Source organism: Cupriavidus campinensis, from assembly GCF_905397395.1.
Taxonomy (GTDB): Bacteria; Pseudomonadota; Gammaproteobacteria; order Burkholderiales; family Burkholderiaceae; genus Cupriavidus; species Cupriavidus campinensis.
Genome location: NZ_CAJPVH010000029.1, coordinates 30957 through 46660, shown reverse-complemented (window position 1 = coordinate 46660; position 15704 = coordinate 30957). Strand labels below are relative to the sequence as shown.

Below are 15704 nucleotides of genomic sequence, written 5' to 3'. Positions count from 1 at the left end.
CGCATCGATTGTCGGCGCGCGGCGCGCCAATAGCAAGTCACATCGGGCGTGAAACTTGCGTGCCAGCTCGCGTATATTGATGTCACGTTGCGCACGCTTTCCTCCCGGAGATCTGACGCCATGCCCTTCACCCACACCGTCGGCACGCGCCGGCATGTCTTTGCCGACTTGCGCACGCTGCTGGCGCGGGCCAGCCCGGCGCGCTCGGGCGACGCGCTGGCTGGCATCGCCGCCGGGGATGAGGAGGAGCGCATGGCCGCGCGCGTGGCGCTGGCGGACGTGCCGCTGGCGCAGTTCCTCTCCGAAGCGCTGATTCCTTATGAGGACGACGAGGTCACGCGGTTGATCGTCGATCGCCACGATGCCGCCGCCTTCGCGGAGATCGGCGCCCTGACCGTGGGCGGCTTCCGGGACTGGCTGCTGCGCCACGAGACCGACGAGGCCACGCTGCGCCGCGTGGCGCCGGGCATCACGCCCGAGATGGCGGCGGCGGTCAGCAAGCTCATGCGCAACCAGGACCTGATCGCCGTAGCGCGCAAGTGCCGCGTGGTCACGCGGCTGCGCAGCACCATCGGCCTGCCAGGCAGGCTGGCCGTGCGCCTGCAGCCCAATCATCCGACCGACGACCCGCGCGGCATCGCCGCCTCCATCATCGATGGCCTGCTCTACGGCTGCGGCGACGCCACCATCGGCGTGAACCCGGCTGGCGACAACCTCGCCGCCATCGTCAAGCTGCTGCGGCTGATCGACGACGCCCGCACGCGCTACGACGTGCCGACCCAGTCCTGCGTGCTGACCCACGTGACCAATACACTGCGGGCGATGGAACTGGGCGCGCCGGTGGACCTCGTGTTCCAGTCGGTGGCCGGCAGCCAGCGCGCCAACGAGGCATTCGGCATCTCGCTGGCCCTGCTCGACGAAGCCCGCCAGGCGGCGCTGGCGCTGCAGCGCGGCACCGTGGGTAACAACGTGATGTACTTCGAGACCGGCCAGGGCAGCGCGCTGTCCGCCAACGCACACCATGGCGTGGACCAGCAGACCATGGAGGCGCGCGCCTACGCCGTGGCGCGCGCGTTCGAGCCGCTGCTGGTGAACACCGTGGTCGGCTTTATCGGCCCCGAGTATCTGTACGACGGCAAGCAGATCATCCGCGCCGGGCTGGAGGACCATTTTTGCGGAAAACTGCTGGGCGTGCCGATGGGTTGCGACGTCTGCTACACCAACCACGCCGAGGCCGACCAGGACGACATGGACACGCTGCTGACGCTGTTTGGCGTGGCTGGCATCAACTTCATCATGGGCGTGCCGGGCGCGGACGACATCATGCTCAATTACCAGAGCACGTCGTTCCACGATGCGCTGTACCTGCGCGAGGTGCTCGGCCTGCGCCCTGCCCCCGAGTTCGAGGCATGGCTGCAACGGATGGGCATCCTCGACGATGCCGGCCGCGTGCTGGAGCCGGCCGCGCGCGCGCCGTTGCTGGATCTGGCGCGCACGCTGTAGCCTAAATTGGAGCCGATCATGCCGAAGCCGCCCGCCGACATTGACCCCTGGACCCAGCTGCGCCAGTACACGCGGGCGCGCGTGGCGCTGGGCCGTGCCGGCCATGCGCAGAAGACAGGGGACGTGCTCGCCTTCGGCCTCGCTCACGCGCAGGCGCGCGACGCGGTGCACCTGCCGCTCGACGTCACGGCCATCGACATCGCCTTGCAGGAAGCCGGACTAGCCGCACGGCACGTGCACAGCGCCGCGCCGGACCGCGACCAGTATCTGCGCCGCCCCGACCTCGGGGGCCGGCTGGACGCCGAAAGCCACGAAGCGCTGGCCCGCGCGCGGCCCGCCCAGACCCCTGACGCCGTGTTCGTGATCGCCGACGGCCTCTCCGCGCTGGCCGCCCAACGCCACGCCGTGCCACTGCTGCGCGCCGTGCTGGCCCGGCTGGCCGACTGGCACATCGGCCCGGTCGTGGTGGCCCGCCAGTCCCGCGTGGCCCTCGGCGACGAAATCGGAGATCTCCTAGGCGCCCGCCAGATCGTGATGCTGATCGGCGAACGGCCCGGCCTCAGCTCGCCGGACAGCCTTGGGATTTATCTGACCTACGACCCGAAGCCCGGGCGGACCGATGCGCAGCGGAACTGCATCTCCAACGTGAGACCGGAAGGGCTGCTGTACGAAACAGCGGCAGACCGGCTGGTGTTTTTGATGCGTGGGGCGGTGGCGCTGGGGCGGTCGGGGGTGGAGTTGAAGGATGACAGTGAGGGGGGCGAATTGCTCCCGGCGCCGTAAGCTGGCGGCGCTGAGCACATTCGATACAGATTTTCGGAGAAGGGCGATTGTGGTGCCGGCTTGTCGAGGTCATCCAGTCCTATATCCACTCGCGGATGCGCGCGGTGTTCGCGCCATTCCCGGTGAATCTGGGGGGGGAGATTTCCGGCCGGCTGCAACTGGCAAATTCGGGTTCCCTGACGCCGGAGGAACAGGACCCGGCGCGACCCCCTGCGGCTACGCCGGTTCCCAACCCCCTCACATCATCCGATGCGAGAACCTGCCCCGTTGTGCATCCGACATCAGCGCCATGAACTGGTCGCGCTGCATGTGCACCAGTTCCTCGTGGTCGCCCGCTTCGAACCAGATTTCGGGTTCTTCCATCAGGCATTCGTCCACATAGGTCGGCATGCCGTAGGACATGGCCACCGGCGGGATGGCGCCGAGGTCACAATCCTTGAAAACCTCGCGGATCTCGTCTTCGTGGGCCAGTACCAGGTCGCGGCCGGTTTGCTCGCAGATTTCCGAAAGGCGGAGATGGTGGTTCGAAGGAATCACGGCGGCCACATAGCCGGCCTGATCCTCGAGCAGGACGGTTTTGGCCAGTCGGTTGCCGGGTACATGGGCGGCCTGCGCAGTGGCCATGCTGCTCAGGCTGTAGGGGTGACGGATGATTTCGAACTGGCTGTTCATGCGGCTGAGCCGGCCAGCCAGGGTGTTTGCGATTGCCATGATTGCCTGCCTCCTGCGCCAGCACGCGCCGGTTGTTCTAGGTCTTTTCAATATAGGCTCTGGCGTCGCGCATGCGGGGCCAGATCGCCTGGAGTTCGGTCTTCAGGAAGGTCAGCAGGTAGCGCGTGGCCATGGTCTGGTAGCGGTTCGGCATGGTCAGCAGGTACAGCTTGCTGCCGAAGACGCTGATGCGGTACCCGTCCAGCAGCGGCACGAGGGTGCCCTGCGACAGTTCGTCACCGATGGCGTACATCGGAAAAATGCCAATACCGAGCCCGCCGACCACGGCGTCCTTGAGAAACGCGAAGTTCTCGGAACTTAGTGTCGGGGCGAGCACCACCTGCTCCCGGGCGCTGTCCTCGCCGCGCGTGCCGGAGGCCTTGAGTTTCTGGCCGATCGGGGAGGCGCACACGATGGCGTGCGCGGTCAGGTCGCCCAGTGTCGCCGGCGCCGCGCGGCCCGCCAGGTAGGACGGCGCGGCGCACACCACCCAGTTCACCTCGCCGATCTCGGTGGCCACCACGGAGTCTGGCGGCGTGGAAATGATCCGCAGCGCCACTTCCACGTCTTCGGACACAAGGTTGTGGATGCGGTTGTCGAACACCACGTCGAGCGTGATGTCCGGGTAACGTTGCTTGAACTGCACCAGCAGCGGTGACAGCAGGCTGTGGCCCAGGCCAGTGGGCACCGACAGCCGCACATGGCCCTGCAGGCTCTTGCCCATGCTGCTGATGAGTGCGTTGGCGGCGGCCACCTCGCCCAGGATATTGCGCCCGTGCTCGTACAGGCCGGCGCCCACGGGCGTGGGTTCCACGTGCCGCGTGGTGCGCCGCAGCAGTTGCACGCCGAGCTCCTCTTCGAGCGCCTTCAGGTGGTAGCTGACGTTGGCGCGCGTCATCTTGAGCTTGCGCGCGGCGGCGCTGAGGTTGCCGGCATCGACGATGTCGACGAACAGGCGCAAGGCGTTGAGATCCATGGCGGCGGGGTGGCGGAGATGAGAAGGAGGCCCGAAGCCCCGCCAATGAAAAAGGGGCCCGGAGGCCCCTTAGTTTGCCATGCCCACCCCCGGAGGGGCGGAAACGGTCAGTGCTCGTGATGCAGGTACTTGGCCTGGCGCGGCAGGCGCAGGCTGACGAAGAACGCCAGCACCATCATGCCCGTGACGTACCAGTAGAACGTGGTCTCATGGCCCATCGACTTCAGGCCCAGCGCCACATACTCGGCCGAGCCGCCGAAGATGGCGTTGGCCACGGCGTAGGCCAGGCCCACGCCCAGCGCGCGCACTTCGGGCGGGAACATTTCGGCCTTCACAATGCCGCTGATCGAGGTGTAGAAACTGACGATCGCCAGCGCCACGGAGATCAGTACAAGAGCGAGTTCCGGGCTCGACACGGTGCGCAGCGCGGTCAGGATCGGCACCGTGGCCAGCGCGCCCAGCGCGCCGAACATCAGCATGTTGTTGCGGCGGCCGATGCGGTCAGACAAGGCGCCGAAGATCGGCTGCATGCACATGTACAGGAACAGGCAGCCCGTCATGACATAGCTGGCGGTCTTGATCGACATGCCGGCCGAGTTGACCAGGTACTTCTGCATATACGTGGTGAACGTATAGAAAATCAGCGAACCGCCGGCGGTATAGCCCAGCACGGTGAAGAACGCCGCCTTGTGGTTGCGGAACAGTTCCGCCACGCTGCCGGCTTCCTTGCTGTTGCGGCTTTGCGCCGACGAGGTCTCGTGCAGCGTGCGGCGCAGCAGCAGCGCCACCACGGCGGTAATCGCGCCAATCACGAACGGAATGCGCCAGCCCCAGGCCCGGAGTTCGGCCTCGTCGAGCAATTGCTGAAGCACCACCACCACCAGCACCGCCAGCAACTGGCCGCCGATCAGCGTCACGTATTGGAAAGACGAGAAGAATCCACGCCGGCCCTTGAGCGCCACTTCACTCATATAGGTGGCAGTTGTGCCGTATTCGCCACCTACGGACAGGCCTTGCAGCAGTCGCGCCAGCAGCAGCAGCGCCGGGGCGAGGGTGCCGATGGTGGCGTAGGTCGGCAGGCAGGCAATCAGCAGCGAGCCGAAGCACATCATCACCACCGAGATCAGCATCGAGTTCTTGCGCCCGTTGCGGTCCGCGATGCGGCCGAACAGCCAGCCGCCGATCGGTCGCATCAGGAAGCCGGCGGCAAACACGCCCGCAGTGTTCAGCAACTGGGCGGTCGGGTCGGCTTTCGGGAAGAACGACGGCGCGAAATAGATGGCGCAGAACGCGTAGATATAGAAATCGAACCATTCGACGAGGTTGCCGGACGAAGCGGCAACAATCGCGAAGACGCGTTTCCTGGTCTCCTCTGGGGAGGGTGCCGTGGAGGTATCGGCGGTTGAGGCGATTTGAGTCATGGACCTTCTCTTTCTTGGCGGCGAGGGGCGCCGCTGGGAACGGGGCGCGGGCGGAGCCGGGCGGCAGGCTGGCAAGCGGGGGCCAGACGCGCGGGACCCACCCGTGGGTTGTGCCCGGCAAGCGTACTCCGAACGCGCAGAGGTTGCCCAGTCGATAGCGGCGAATAAGTCACGTGGTGAATGCGTCACCACTTGCCGGCATTGGGTTTCCGGCCGATTGTTCTGCAGGGTGGATTGTTTGTTCTGCATGCCGCACTAGGCGTGGCATCAAATGGCCGGCATGGCGGCCACTCATTGTCAAATTGTTTTATCCCTTCTGTACAAGCCCGCGTGGATTGTCAAATCGGTCAGGCGGCGTACCATTGACGCCCATTGTGTTGGTACTGTCTGTACTGGATTGACCCGGAGATTTGCCATGGCCCTCGACGCCGAATCGTTTTCCCTGCTGCGCGCCTCGGTGCAGCGTTTTATCGACGAACGGCTGAAGCCGGCGGAAGACACGCTGGAAGAACTGGACGAAGTGCCAGCCGAGATCGTCTCCGACATGAAGGAGATGGGCCTGTTCGGCATCTCCATTCCCGAGAACTACGGTGGTATTGGCCTGGCGATGTCGCAGGAATGCGATGTGGTCTATGACCTCGGCCATACGGCGTTTGCGTTCCGCTCGGTGTTCGGCACCAACGTTGGCATCGGCTCGCAGGGCATCCTGATGGACGGCACCGAGGCGCAGAAGCAGGAATACCTGCCGAAGATCGCCAGCGGCGAGCTGATCATCTCGTTCGCGCTGACCGAGCCGAACGCCGGCTCCGACGCCGCCTCGCTGCAAACGCGCGCCGAGCTGGATGGCGACCACTACGTCATCAACGGCACCAAGCGCTTCATCACCAACGCGCCGCGTGCCGGCGCCTTCACGCTGATGGCGCGCACCGGCGGCCCGGGCGCGTCGGGCATCTCGTCGTTCATCGTGCCCGCCGATACGCCGGGGATCTCGCTCGGCAAGCCGGACAAGAAGATGGGTCAGCGCGGCACCAAGACCTGCGACGTGGTGCTGGAAAACGTGCGCGTGCCCGCGGCCAACATCATCGGCGGCGTACCGGGCGTGGGCTTCAAGACCGCGATGAAGGTGCTCGACCGTGGCCGCCTGCATATCTCCGCGCTGGCCTGCGGCATGGCGCACCGGCTGATTACCGACGCCGTGGCCTATGCGAAGGAGCGCAAGCAGTTCGGCAAGCCCATCGGCGACTTCCAGCTGATTCAGGGCATGCTGGCCGACAGCCAGGCCGAGCTGTACGCGGGCCTGTCGATGGTGCGCGACTGCGCGCAGCGCTACGACGCCAAGCCTGCCGGCAAGAGCGACCCCGAGGTCAGCATGCTGGCTTCGTGCACGAAGATGTTCTGTACCGAAATGGTGGGTCGCGTGGCGGACCGCGCCGTGCAGATCCACGGCGGCGCCGGCTACATTGCCGAATACAAGGCCGAACGTTTCTACCGCGACGTGCGCCTGCTGCGCCTGTACGAAGGCACCACGCAGATCCAGCAGCTGATCATCGCCAAGCAACTGCTGCGCGACTGATGGCCAGCGCCCGGCCTCCGGGCCGGGTGCCATGCAACCCGCGACAGAAGCGCGCGACGACAAGCAGGGGGAGGCAGGATGAGCAAGTTCCAGGCAACGGTGCCGATGGCACCGGGAGTGTCCGTAACGGCTGCGGCGTCAGTGGCGGCCACCCAATCGGCCGATGTGCACCGGCTGCGCGCCGTGGTGGCTACCTACCGCACCGCATTGCAGGCGTACACGCTGATGGTGTCGCCCGACGACCTCATGGCCTTGAGCAACGGTCCCGCGCCCGCGCACTCGGCACGTGACTACCGCGCGCAGGCGCATCTGGACCGCCTGCGCGATACCGTGCGCGAGAGCGGACTGGCGCTGCCGAATGCCATCGTGGTGGCGGTATCGGGTGGCCGCATGCAATGCGAATGTGATCATCTCTACGCACTGGAGCTGCGTCCGCAGGCCGGAGACGGCCTGATCGTGCTCGACGGGCACGCGCACCTCGCCGCCCTGGCCGGTGGCTCGCGCGGCCATATCAAGACGCTTGTCACGGCGGTGCTGTGCCGGACCTCGATCGACACGGCGCAGACGGGGCTGGCATCGGGCGCCGAAGCCGATCACACCGTGATGCACGCCTCCGCAGCCGCGCGCTGGGCTGGGGCGACGCGCGTCTGGCAGTAGCGTCCCGCCAGGTTTCCACGTCGATTCAATGCAAATGACGGCCCGCGAGGCCGTCATTTGCCATGTGCGGCCGCGATGGGCCGCTTGGCCGTCAATTGCCCGTCACGGCCACACGCCGTCCACGTCGCGCAGCAGATGGCCGGCGAGAATGTAGTCGCCCAGGCGGGTCGCCTTGGCTTCCAGATCCAGCAATTCATGATCGGCAAGCGTGCCGAGGTCGAACTGGCAATAGAGATTCCGTTGCCGGAACGTGCCTTTAGGTTTGGCGAGCCCTTCGATCAGGGCCTCGCGGGAGCGGACAGCAATGCTTTCCTGTCCGCGGTATTGCACTTTGATGCCGCGCTTTTCTCCGAGCCGGCCCAACTCGACGGCGTCCTGCCATCCGGTTTCGTAATCCAGCTCAAGCGCCAGCACCTGCTCGGAGGCCAGAAGCCGAAGCGCTTCCGACTTGCTGCCAGCTCGCACGATTGACATCCACACCTCTTGTCTCAACGAATACTGTACGAATATACAGTGATTGACCGGCCGTCACAAGGACGCGGAAGGGGTAGTCGCGGGCGTTTCCGCCCACAACCCCGGCCCCGGGCCAGTCTCGCCAGAATTGGCGTTCTTCCTTATACCAGCTTCCTAGGGCTTTGATGCGTCTGGCGGCTCGATTGCCGCCCCCGGAGGCGGCATGCCGGCCGGCGCCGTCGCCGCCGTGGTGGCGCCAAAGTCGCCCGCGAAGGCCTGCGTCAGCCCGGCTGGCGTCAGGTAGCGGCGAATGGCATCGTTCACGGCGGCAGGCGTGGCGGCGCGAATGCGAGCCTCCACTTCGGCGGTATGGGCCATGGTACGGTCCAGGAACAGCAGGTTGGCCAGCGCACCGGCCAGCGCGCCGTCGCGCGTGCGGCTCATCATGCCTTGCTGGAGCAGGCCGCTGACCGCCTCCGCCAGTTCGGCGTCGGAAATGCCGTCACGCGCAAAGCGTGCCATTTCCTCGTCGATGGCCTTGCGCAGCCGGGCCTGGTTCTGGGGGGCGTAGGCCGCCCACAGGCCGAAGCGCCCGGCCCGGTCCAGCGCACCCACCGAGATCGAACTCGACGCCCCGTAGCTGATGCCTTCCTGCTGGCGCAGGCGGTCCGCCAGCCGGCTGCGCATGCCGGTGCCGCCCAGCACCCGGCTGGCAATCAGCAGCAGCGGGTAGTCGGGGGAATCATTGACGAGGTCGATCGGCAGGGAGGCCAGATAGACCGCGTTGGCCTTCCCCGGCGTGTCCAGCGTGAAGCTGGCGGCAGGAATCGCGTAGAAGGGGCGGTCCACGCGTTCGTACGGCACCTGCGCCCGCCAGTCGCCGAACAGGTAGGTGGCCTGCCGCACGGCCTCATCCGCGTCGAAATCCCCGACCAGCGCCAACTGCGCGTGTTCGGCGCCGTAGAAGCGCGCGTGGAACGTGCGGATCTGCGCCGGCGTGACGGCGCGCAGCGCGGCCACGCTTTCGTCGAATGTGGGGGTGTAGCGCGGGTCGTCCGGCGGGTAGGGATTGCCATGGCGGCCCAGCGCGTTCGGCGCGAGCGCATTGGGCTGGCGTTGCTGGCTCTCGATACCGGCGACGCTGCTCGCGCGCAGCGTCTCGAACTCGCTGGCCGGGAAGGTCGGCATGCGCAGCACCGTGCGGAGCAGCGCCATCAGGTCAGGCAGGTACTGGCGGCGCGTCACGAAGCTCACCGTCAGCCGCTCGGCATTGCCCGAGATCGACACACTGGCCTTGAGCGCCTCGAAGCGGTCGGCAATGCGCTGGCGGTCGAACGCGCCCGCGCCACGGTCGAGCATGCCCGCCGCGAGCGATCCCACCGAGGTCTGACCCTGCAGCGCCTGCGTGTTGCCAAAGCGCAGGATCAGCGTGCCATTGACGGCCTCCCCGCGCGTGGGCTTGGACAGCAGCGCCAACTGCATGCCGTTGGGCAGCGTCTGGCGGACCGTGTGGGCGTCGATATTGGCCGGGCTCGGGTCGAACGTCGGCACCGGCGCGGCGGTCGGGCGGCCTGCGTAGTCGCGCACCAGCGCGGCCACGTCGGGCGCCTGCGGTACGTTGGCAAGCTGCGGCTTGTCGCCGGGCAGGAATTGCCCGACGGTGCGATTGGTCGGCCGCAGGTAAAGATCGGCCACGCGTTGCACGTCCGCCAGCGTGGCGGCCTCCACGCGGTCGCGGTCGAGCAGGAACAGCCGCCAGTCACCCTTGGCGATGGCCTCGGACAGCAGCACGCCGTACTGCGCCGGATTGTTCAGCACCTGCTCGTAGCCGTTGCGCACCCGCAGGCGCGCGCGGTCGAGTTCCTCCTGGGTGACTGGCCGCGTCGCCAGCCCTTCCACCTCGGCCAGCAGGGCGGCCCGCACGGCGTCGAGCGGGCGGTCCTTGCTCGTGCCCGCCGCGAACACGATCAGCCCGGGGTCCTTCATGCCTTCGAACCGGCTCGATTGCCACGCGGCCTTGTGGGTGTCCACCAGCGCGCGATGCAGCCGCCCGCCGGGCGTATCGGAGAGGACCAGGGACAGCAGGGTCAGCGCGGCGGTGTCCGGGTGGGCGCCGGGCGCCACGTGGTACTGCACGGCGACGATGCTGCTGTCGCCGGGGCGCGTCAGTGTCAGTTCGCGCGCGCCCTCCTGCGGCGGTTCCACCGTGTACTCGGAGGGCAACACGCGCGTGGGGCGCGGAATCGGCCCGAAAGCCTGTTCGATGCGTGCCAGCGTGGTGGTGGGGTCAAACTGCCCCGTTACCACCAGCACGGCGTTGTCCGGCTGGTAGTAGCGGCGGTAGAACGCCTGCAGGTTCTCAATGCCCACATGCTCCACGTCGCTGCGCGCGCCGATCGGCGCCTTGCTGTAGTTGTGCCACCGGTAGGACGCCGCGTTCATCTGCTGGAGCAGCATCCGCATCGGATTGTTCTCGCCGATCTCCATCTCGTTGCGCACCACGGACATCTCGCTGTCCAGATCCGTGCGCGAGACGAAGCTGTTGACCATGCGGTCCGCCTCCATCTTCAGCGCCCAGTCGAGGTTGTCCTCGCTGGCGGCAAAGGTCTGGAAGTAATTGGTACGGTCCTGCGACGTGGTGCCGTTGTACTGCATGCCGCGCCGCGCGAATTCCGTGGGAATGGTCCGGCCCGGCAGCGACGGCGTGCCCTTGAACAGCATGTGCTCCAGCAGGTGCGCCATGCCGGTTTCGCCGTAGTTCTCGTGCCGGCTGCCCACCAGATAGGTCATGTTGACCGTGGTGGTGGGCTGCGCGGCGTCCGGCGCCAGCAGGATGCGCAGGCCGTTCGGCAGCCGGTATTCGGTGATGCCCTCCACGGTGGCCACGCGCGTAGCCTGGATCAGGGGGGAGGCACCCGGCACGGTGGCGGGTGCAGGCGACTGCGCACGCGCGGCGCTGCGGGCAGGCGCGGCAAGGGCTGGCGGGGCCGGCAGGGCGGCGGCCAGCGAGACAGCAACCGCGACAAAGGCGGCAAAGGCAGCACGACGGCGAAGCATGACGTCCTCGGACGATGAAGAGTGATGCGATTCTAGCCCCGTCGCACCGTCCCGGAACGCGTGGGGCCGCACTTTCAGAATCGGGGACATTTGTCTCAGGCGAATGTCCGATTCCAGCGCATTTCCCGGCGCAGGAAGCGGTAGGATGCTTCCCATGAACCTCGATCCCGACACCTGCTACAAGGCAGTCGCCTCGCACGACCGGCGCTTCGACGGACGCTTTTTCGTAGGCGTGTCGTCCACGGGCATCTATTGCCGGCCGATCTGCGCGGTGCGCACGCCCCGGCGCGAGAACTGCACGTTCTACGACACCGCCGCCTCGGCCGAGAAGCATGGCTTCCGCCCCTGCCTGCGCTGCCGGCCGGAACTGGCGCCCGGGCACGGGCTGGCCGATATTTCCGGGCGGCTCGCGCAGGCGGCGGCCACGCTGATCGACGAAGGCTTCATGGCCGAGGCCGGCGTGGCGCAACTCGCCAAGCGCATCGGTGTGACGGAACGTCACTTGCGGCGCCTGTTCGATGCGCAGTTCGGTGTCTCGGTGCTCGAATACGCCCAGACGCAGAAGCTGCTGCTCGCCAAGCGGCTGCTGACCGACACCACGCTGCCCGTCACGCAGGTGGCGCTGGCGGCGGGTTTTGGCAGTGTGCGACGCTTCAACGACGTGCTGCGCCAGCGCTATGGCCTGACCCCGCTCGCCATGCGCCGCCGCGCCGCCGAAGGCATGGCCGACCAGCTCGTGTTCGAGTTGGGCTACCGCCCGCCGCTGGCGTGGTCCGCGCTGCTCGCCTTCCTCGGCGTGCGCGTTGTGGATGGCATCGAACAAGTACGAGGCGATGTCTACCTCCGCACGCTGGCCGTGGACGTGGGCGCGCAGCGCCACCTCGGCTGGGTGCGGCTGGAGCACGTGCCGAAGCGCACCGTGCTGCGCGTGACACTCTCCGGCACGCTGGCCCACGCGATTCCGCAATCGCTGGGCAAGGTGCGGCGGCTATGCGACCTGGGCTGCCGGCCGGACGTGGTGGACCGCCATCTGGGCGACCTCGCCGCCGATGTGCCGGGCATGCGCCTGCCGGGCACGTTCGATGGTTTCGAGATTGCCGTGCGGGCGATCGTCGGCCAGGTGATTTCCGTGATCCAGGCGCGGCGGATTCTCACGCGGCTGGTCTCGCTGGCCGGCGAGCCCCTGCCGCCGAAGGCGCTCGCGGGACTGCCCCCCATGGCCGGCCAGCCGCCGCTGACCCACGTGTTCCCGACCGCGCAGGCGCTGGCCGACCTGCCCGACGCGGTGTACCGCGAGGCCGGCGTGACGCCGGGCAAGCTGCGCACGATCCGCGCGCTGGCGTTAAGAATTGTCTCAGGCGAGATCGCGCTCGATCCGCTCGCGCCGCCCGAGGAGACCGTGGCCCGGCTGCGCGAGGTCGATGGCATCGGCGACTGGACCGCGCAGTACATCGCCATGCGCGCGCTGGGCTGGCCAGACGCCTTTCCGGCCACCGACTACGCGCTGCGCAAGGTGCTCGCCGTAAGCACGGTGCGGGCGATGCATGACCGCACCGCGCAGTGGGCGCCGTGGCGCGCCTACGCGGCCATTCATCTCTGGCATCGCTATGGCACGCCCCCGGCGTCCGGCGAGCCGATGGCGGATCCATCAGCAGATCGATCCGAAGATCACAGCAAGGAGCAGGCAGCATGACCAGCTATCAGATCATCGACAGTCCTCTCGGGGAAATGCTATTGCGGGCCGACGAAGGCGCGCTGACCGGCATGTTCTTCTCCGGGCAGAAGTATTACCCCGCCGGCGCGCCGGCGACGCGCCTCGCATCGGCGGCCGACCAGCGCGTGCTGGAGCAGGCGGCGCAAGAGCTGGTCGCCTATTTCGATGGGACGCTGCAGACTTTCGCGGTGCCCATCCGCTTTGTCGGCAGCGCCTTTCAGCAGCGCATCTGGCAGGCGCTGCGCGACATCGAATTTGGCGAAACTTCGACCTACGGGCAGCTTGGCGCCGGTCTCGGCCTGCCCCCTGCGCACTCGCGCGCGGTGGGGGGCGCCGTGGGGCGCAATCCGCTTTCGGTCATCGTGCCTTGCCATCGCGTGCTCGGCGCGTCGGGCGCGCTGACCGGCTACGCCGGCGGCGTGGACCGCAAGCGGGCGCTGCTGCGGCTGGAGGGGGTACGGGGCGTGGATCTCGACGTCCCGGCGCCGCGCGCGCAGGGGTTGCAGTCGGCGCTGGCGTTCGGCTGACCTGTCGGCCGATTTCTCGCTTTGCCCCGGCTGTTCATCGCCATCGACACGCCGCCCGCCGTGGCGGCGGGCCTGCTGCATACGCTGCCCGTGCATCGCGGCGTGCGGCCCGTGCCAGCCGGGCAGTTGCACCTGACGCTGCGTTTTCTTGGCGATCAGGACGAAGACAGCGCCGCGCGCATCGGCAAGGCGCTGGAGGGCATCCGGGCGCCGCTGTTGACGATGCAGGTTCAGGGCGTCGGACGCTTCCGGGGCGGTCAGGGCGCCGTGCTGTGGGCCGGCCTGGCCCACGATGACCGCCTGACCGCGCTGTTCGACACCATCGAGGCTGCGTTGGCCGACATCGGCATCGCGCGCGAGCGCCGTCGCTTTCATCCGCACCTGACCGTGGCGCGTTGCCGTCCGGGCTTGCCGGAGGCGGTGATGCGCGACTGGCTCGCCGCGCAGCACGACCTGACCCTGCCGGCGTGGACCGCCGAGCGCTTCGTCCTCTTTGAGAGTTTTCTGAGCCCGGACGGCGCGCGCCACGAGCCGCGTGCCGGCTATCCGCTAGTCGCTAGTCGTAGCCGCTAGCGCCCGAGGTTGCTGAGCCCCAGCGCCACCCCGAGCCCGCACAGCGCCGAGCCGAGCGTCTTGTCGATCAAACCCTGCCGGCGCAGCATGGCAGCGCGCAGCGGCGCCGCGCCGAACCCCCACGCCACGAGGCTGAACCACGCCCAGTGCGCCACGGACATGAACAGCCCGTAGCCCAGTTGCACCGCCCACGGCGTATGGGCATCCACCACCTGCGTGTAGGTGCTGACCACGAACAGCGTGGTCTTGGGATTGAGCGCATTGGTCAGGAATCCCATCCGCAGCGAGGCCCAGTTGGATAACGCCGGCGCCTCGCGTGTATCCACCGTCAGGGGCGTGCGGTTGCGCAGCGTCTTGATGCCGATCCAGATCAAATAGGCCGCGCCGAGCAGCTTCACCGCCGTCAGCCAGCCGTGCGCGTGCTCGATCAGCATCGCCACGCCGAACATGGTGTAGCACACGTGCACCTGCACCCCGAGCGCGATGCCCAGCGCGCACAGCAGCCCGGTGCGGCGGCCGAACAGGTAGCTGTTGCGCGTGACCATGGCGAAGTCGGGCCCGGGGCTGATCACGGCGAGGAGGGTGATGCTGGCGACGGCCAGCGCTTCGGCAAGGGGCGACATATCAGTGAGTTTTCTGGTTCGATAGAGGTGGGATGGCGCCGCTATTCTCGCCAGACAGGATAGGGCCAGACAACCGATATATACTCGCCGAAAACTGTGAGGAAACCTGACAGATGAGCGATTTGCCGCCGATGCACTGGCTGGGCGCGATCCGGTTCTTCGAGGCCGCCGCACGGCTTGGCAGCTTTGTGCGCGCGGCCGACGAACTCCACCTGACCCACGGCGCCATCAGCCGTCAGATCCGCCAACTGGAAGAGGCGCTCGGTGTGCCGCTCTTCGAGCGCCGTAACCGGGCCGTCTTCCTGACCGAGGCGGGCCGCACGCTCCACGCCGCCGCCACGCAGTCTCTGGCGGGGCTGGCCGAGGCGGTCGCCCGGATCCGCGCGCCGGCGCCGCGTGCCGCGCTGGTGCTGTCGTGCGAGCCGACCATCGCCATGCGCTGGCTGATTCCACGGCTGTCGCGCTTTGCCGCCGCCTATCCGGACATCGCGTTGCACCTGATGGCGGCCGGCGGGCCGATAGATTTCCGGAAAAGCGGAGTGGATGTGGCGCTGCGCCGCAACGATTTCCCGTTCGATACACGCTGGCATACGCGCGAACTGGCGCAGGAGTGTGTCGGGCCAGTCTGCCGGCCGGATTTGGCCACGGCTGACCCGGCGGCGGTCACGCGCCTCCACACCCGCACCCGGCCCGATGCCTGGCAGCGCTGGCAACAGTTTGAAGCGGGCGAAAAAGCCGGTCCCGCCGTCCAGATTGGCCGGTCAGACCAGTGGTATGAACACTTCTACCTGAGCCTGCAGGCGGCTTCGGCGGGCCTGGGCTGGGCCATGGCGTCGCGGCTGATGGCGGCCGATGAACTGGCCGATGGCCGGCTGGCCGCGCCGCTGGGGTTTGTGGCGGACGGGTCGTCCTACTATCTGATTGCTCCGGCGCCGTTCGCCCAGGATGCCCGGCTGGCGGCGCTGCACGGCTGGCTACGCACGGAGATGGAATCCGGCTGAAAAGGCGCTGCAACCGCTACCCCCCGGAAGTCGGTTGCTAAAGTTACGTCGTATTTTGCCGAAGGCCAAGGCATGACCTTGCGCCATCCCCGGGCGGCGCTTACCATGCGGCGCTGGCCGCAGCCAGATCCA

At 67.6% G+C, this 15704-nt stretch carries 14 protein-coding genes; 8 read left to right on the top strand and 6 right to left on the bottom strand.

Annotated features, from left to right (window positions below; genetic code table 11):
* Nucleotides 1-120: 120 nt before the first annotated feature.
* The gene (locus tag KHO18_RS16750) at nucleotides 121-1503 is read left to right on the top strand and encodes an ethanolamine ammonia-lyase subunit EutB (RefSeq protein ID WP_144201180.1); all 1383 of its coding nucleotides are present in this window, start codon (nucleotides 121-123) and stop codon (nucleotides 1501-1503) included.
* Between the two features lie 18 nt (nucleotides 1504-1521).
* On the top strand, nucleotides 1522-2286 hold the full coding sequence (gene eutC / locus KHO18_RS16745; protein ID WP_211943582.1) for an ethanolamine ammonia-lyase subunit EutC: 765 nt from the start codon (nucleotides 1522-1524) through the stop codon (nucleotides 2284-2286).
* Between the two features lie 237 nt (nucleotides 2287-2523).
* Here the strand turns inward: eutC and KHO18_RS16740 are convergent, their stop codons facing one another.
* The 3 genes from KHO18_RS16740 to KHO18_RS16730 all read right to left on the bottom strand — a co-directional run bounded on the left by KHO18_RS16740 (nucleotide 2524) and on the right by KHO18_RS16730 (nucleotide 5394).
* A complete protein-coding gene (locus KHO18_RS16740; RefSeq protein WP_144203239.1) occupies nucleotides 2524-2997 on the bottom strand; it encodes an aminoacyl-tRNA deacylase in 474 nt (157 codons plus the stop codon).
* 37 nt (nucleotides 2998-3034) lie between these two features.
* Nucleotides 3035-3973, bottom strand: coding sequence for a LysR family transcriptional regulator (locus tag KHO18_RS16735; RefSeq protein ID WP_144203241.1), 939 nt, complete (start codon nucleotides 3971-3973; stop codon nucleotides 3035-3037).
* 107 nt (nucleotides 3974-4080) lie between these two features.
* The gene (locus KHO18_RS16730; RefSeq protein ID WP_144203243.1) at nucleotides 4081-5394 is read right to left on the bottom strand and encodes an MFS family transporter; all 1314 of its coding nucleotides are present in this window, start codon (nucleotides 5392-5394) and stop codon (nucleotides 4081-4083) included.
* A 415-nt stretch (nucleotides 5395-5809) separates the two neighbouring features.
* Between KHO18_RS16730 and KHO18_RS16725 the strand changes: the two genes are divergently transcribed.
* Nucleotides 5810-6967, top strand: a complete 1158-nt coding sequence (locus KHO18_RS16725) for an acyl-CoA dehydrogenase family protein (protein ID WP_144203245.1) — start codon at nucleotides 5810-5812, stop codon at nucleotides 6965-6967.
* Nucleotides 6968-7045: 78 nt separating this feature from the next.
* Nucleotides 7046-7624 (top strand): hypothetical protein, encoded by a 579-nt coding sequence (locus tag KHO18_RS16720; protein ID WP_211943581.1) that lies wholly within the window; start codon nucleotides 7046-7048, stop codon nucleotides 7622-7624.
* Nucleotides 7625-7726: 102 nt separating this feature from the next.
* Here KHO18_RS16720 and KHO18_RS16715 read toward each other — a convergent pair whose 3' ends face one another.
* The gene (locus KHO18_RS16715; protein WP_144203249.1) at nucleotides 7727-8098 is read right to left on the bottom strand and encodes a PHA-granule associated protein 4; all 372 of its coding nucleotides are present in this window, start codon (nucleotides 8096-8098) and stop codon (nucleotides 7727-7729) included.
* A 153-nt stretch (nucleotides 8099-8251) separates the two neighbouring features.
* Nucleotides 8252-11134, bottom strand: coding sequence for a M16 family metallopeptidase (locus KHO18_RS16710; protein WP_211943580.1), 2883 nt, complete (start codon nucleotides 11132-11134; stop codon nucleotides 8252-8254).
* Between the two features lie 154 nt (nucleotides 11135-11288).
* Between KHO18_RS16710 and KHO18_RS16705 the strand changes: the two genes are divergently transcribed.
* Genes KHO18_RS16705 through thpR form a run of 3 tightly spaced genes read left to right on the top strand, consistent with a single transcriptional unit; the run spans nucleotide 11289 to nucleotide 13948 of the window.
* Nucleotides 11289-12827 carry a DNA-3-methyladenine glycosylase 2 family protein gene (locus KHO18_RS16705; RefSeq protein WP_144203253.1) on the top strand — a complete coding sequence of 513 codons (1539 nt, stop codon included), beginning with the start codon at nucleotides 11289-11291 and terminating at the stop codon, nucleotides 12825-12827.
* Nucleotides 12824-13375, top strand: coding sequence for a methylated-DNA--[protein]-cysteine S-methyltransferase (locus KHO18_RS16700; RefSeq protein ID WP_211943579.1), 552 nt, complete (start codon nucleotides 12824-12826; stop codon nucleotides 13373-13375). Before KHO18_RS16705 ends, KHO18_RS16700 begins: the two co-directional genes overlap by 4 nt.
* A 21-nt stretch (nucleotides 13376-13396) precedes the next feature.
* Nucleotides 13397-13948 carry an RNA 2',3'-cyclic phosphodiesterase gene (gene thpR, locus KHO18_RS16695; RefSeq protein WP_211943578.1) on the top strand — a complete coding sequence of 184 codons (552 nt, stop codon included), beginning with the start codon at nucleotides 13397-13399 and terminating at the stop codon, nucleotides 13946-13948.
* Here the strand turns inward: thpR and KHO18_RS16690 are convergent.
* On the bottom strand, nucleotides 13945-14571 hold the full coding sequence (locus KHO18_RS16690; RefSeq protein ID WP_144203259.1) for a LysE family translocator: 627 nt from the start codon (nucleotides 14569-14571) through the stop codon (nucleotides 13945-13947). The two genes, thpR and KHO18_RS16690, sit on opposite strands and share 4 nt — an antisense overlap.
* Before the next feature lie 131 nt (nucleotides 14572-14702).
* On the opposite strand from KHO18_RS16690, the gene KHO18_RS16685 reads away from it, so the two are divergent.
* Nucleotides 14703-15572: a LysR substrate-binding domain-containing protein gene (locus tag KHO18_RS16685; protein ID WP_211943591.1), complete on the top strand. Its 870-nt coding sequence runs from the start codon at nucleotides 14703-14705 to the stop codon at nucleotides 15570-15572.
* Nucleotides 15573-15704 lie beyond the last annotated feature (132 nt).

Coding starts and splice junctions, on each gene's coding strand:
- KHO18_RS16730 (WP_144203243.1), bottom strand. CDS start 5,394: ATGACTCAAATCGCCTCAACCGCCGATACCTCCACGGCACCCTCCCCA.
- KHO18_RS16705 (WP_144203253.1), top strand. CDS start 11,289: ATGAACCTCGATCCCGACACCTGCTACAAGGCAGTCGCCTCGCACGAC.
- eutC (WP_211943582.1), top strand. CDS start 1,522: ATGCCGAAGCCGCCCGCCGACATTGACCCCTGGACCCAGCTGCGCCAG.
- KHO18_RS16720 (WP_211943581.1), top strand. CDS start 7,046: ATGAGCAAGTTCCAGGCAACGGTGCCGATGGCACCGGGAGTGTCCGTA.
- KHO18_RS16740 (WP_144203239.1), bottom strand. CDS start 2,997: ATGGCAATCGCAAACACCCTGGCTGGCCGGCTCAGCCGCATGAACAGC.
- KHO18_RS16725 (WP_144203245.1), top strand. CDS start 5,810: ATGGCCCTCGACGCCGAATCGTTTTCCCTGCTGCGCGCCTCGGTGCAG.
- KHO18_RS16710 (WP_211943580.1), bottom strand. CDS start 11,134: ATGCTTCGCCGTCGTGCTGCCTTTGCCGCCTTTGTCGCGGTTGCTGTC.
- KHO18_RS16715 (WP_144203249.1), bottom strand. CDS start 8,098: ATGTCAATCGTGCGAGCTGGCAGCAAGTCGGAAGCGCTTCGGCTTCTG.
- KHO18_RS16750 (WP_144201180.1), top strand. CDS start 121: ATGCCCTTCACCCACACCGTCGGCACGCGCCGGCATGTCTTTGCCGAC.
- KHO18_RS16735 (WP_144203241.1), bottom strand. CDS start 3,973: ATGGATCTCAACGCCTTGCGCCTGTTCGTCGACATCGTCGATGCCGGC.
- KHO18_RS16690 (WP_144203259.1), bottom strand. CDS start 14,571: ATGTCGCCCCTTGCCGAAGCGCTGGCCGTCGCCAGCATCACCCTCCTC.
- KHO18_RS16700 (WP_211943579.1), top strand. CDS start 12,824: ATGACCAGCTATCAGATCATCGACAGTCCTCTCGGGGAAATGCTATTG.
- KHO18_RS16685 (WP_211943591.1), top strand. CDS start 14,703: ATGCACTGGCTGGGCGCGATCCGGTTCTTCGAGGCCGCCGCACGGCTT.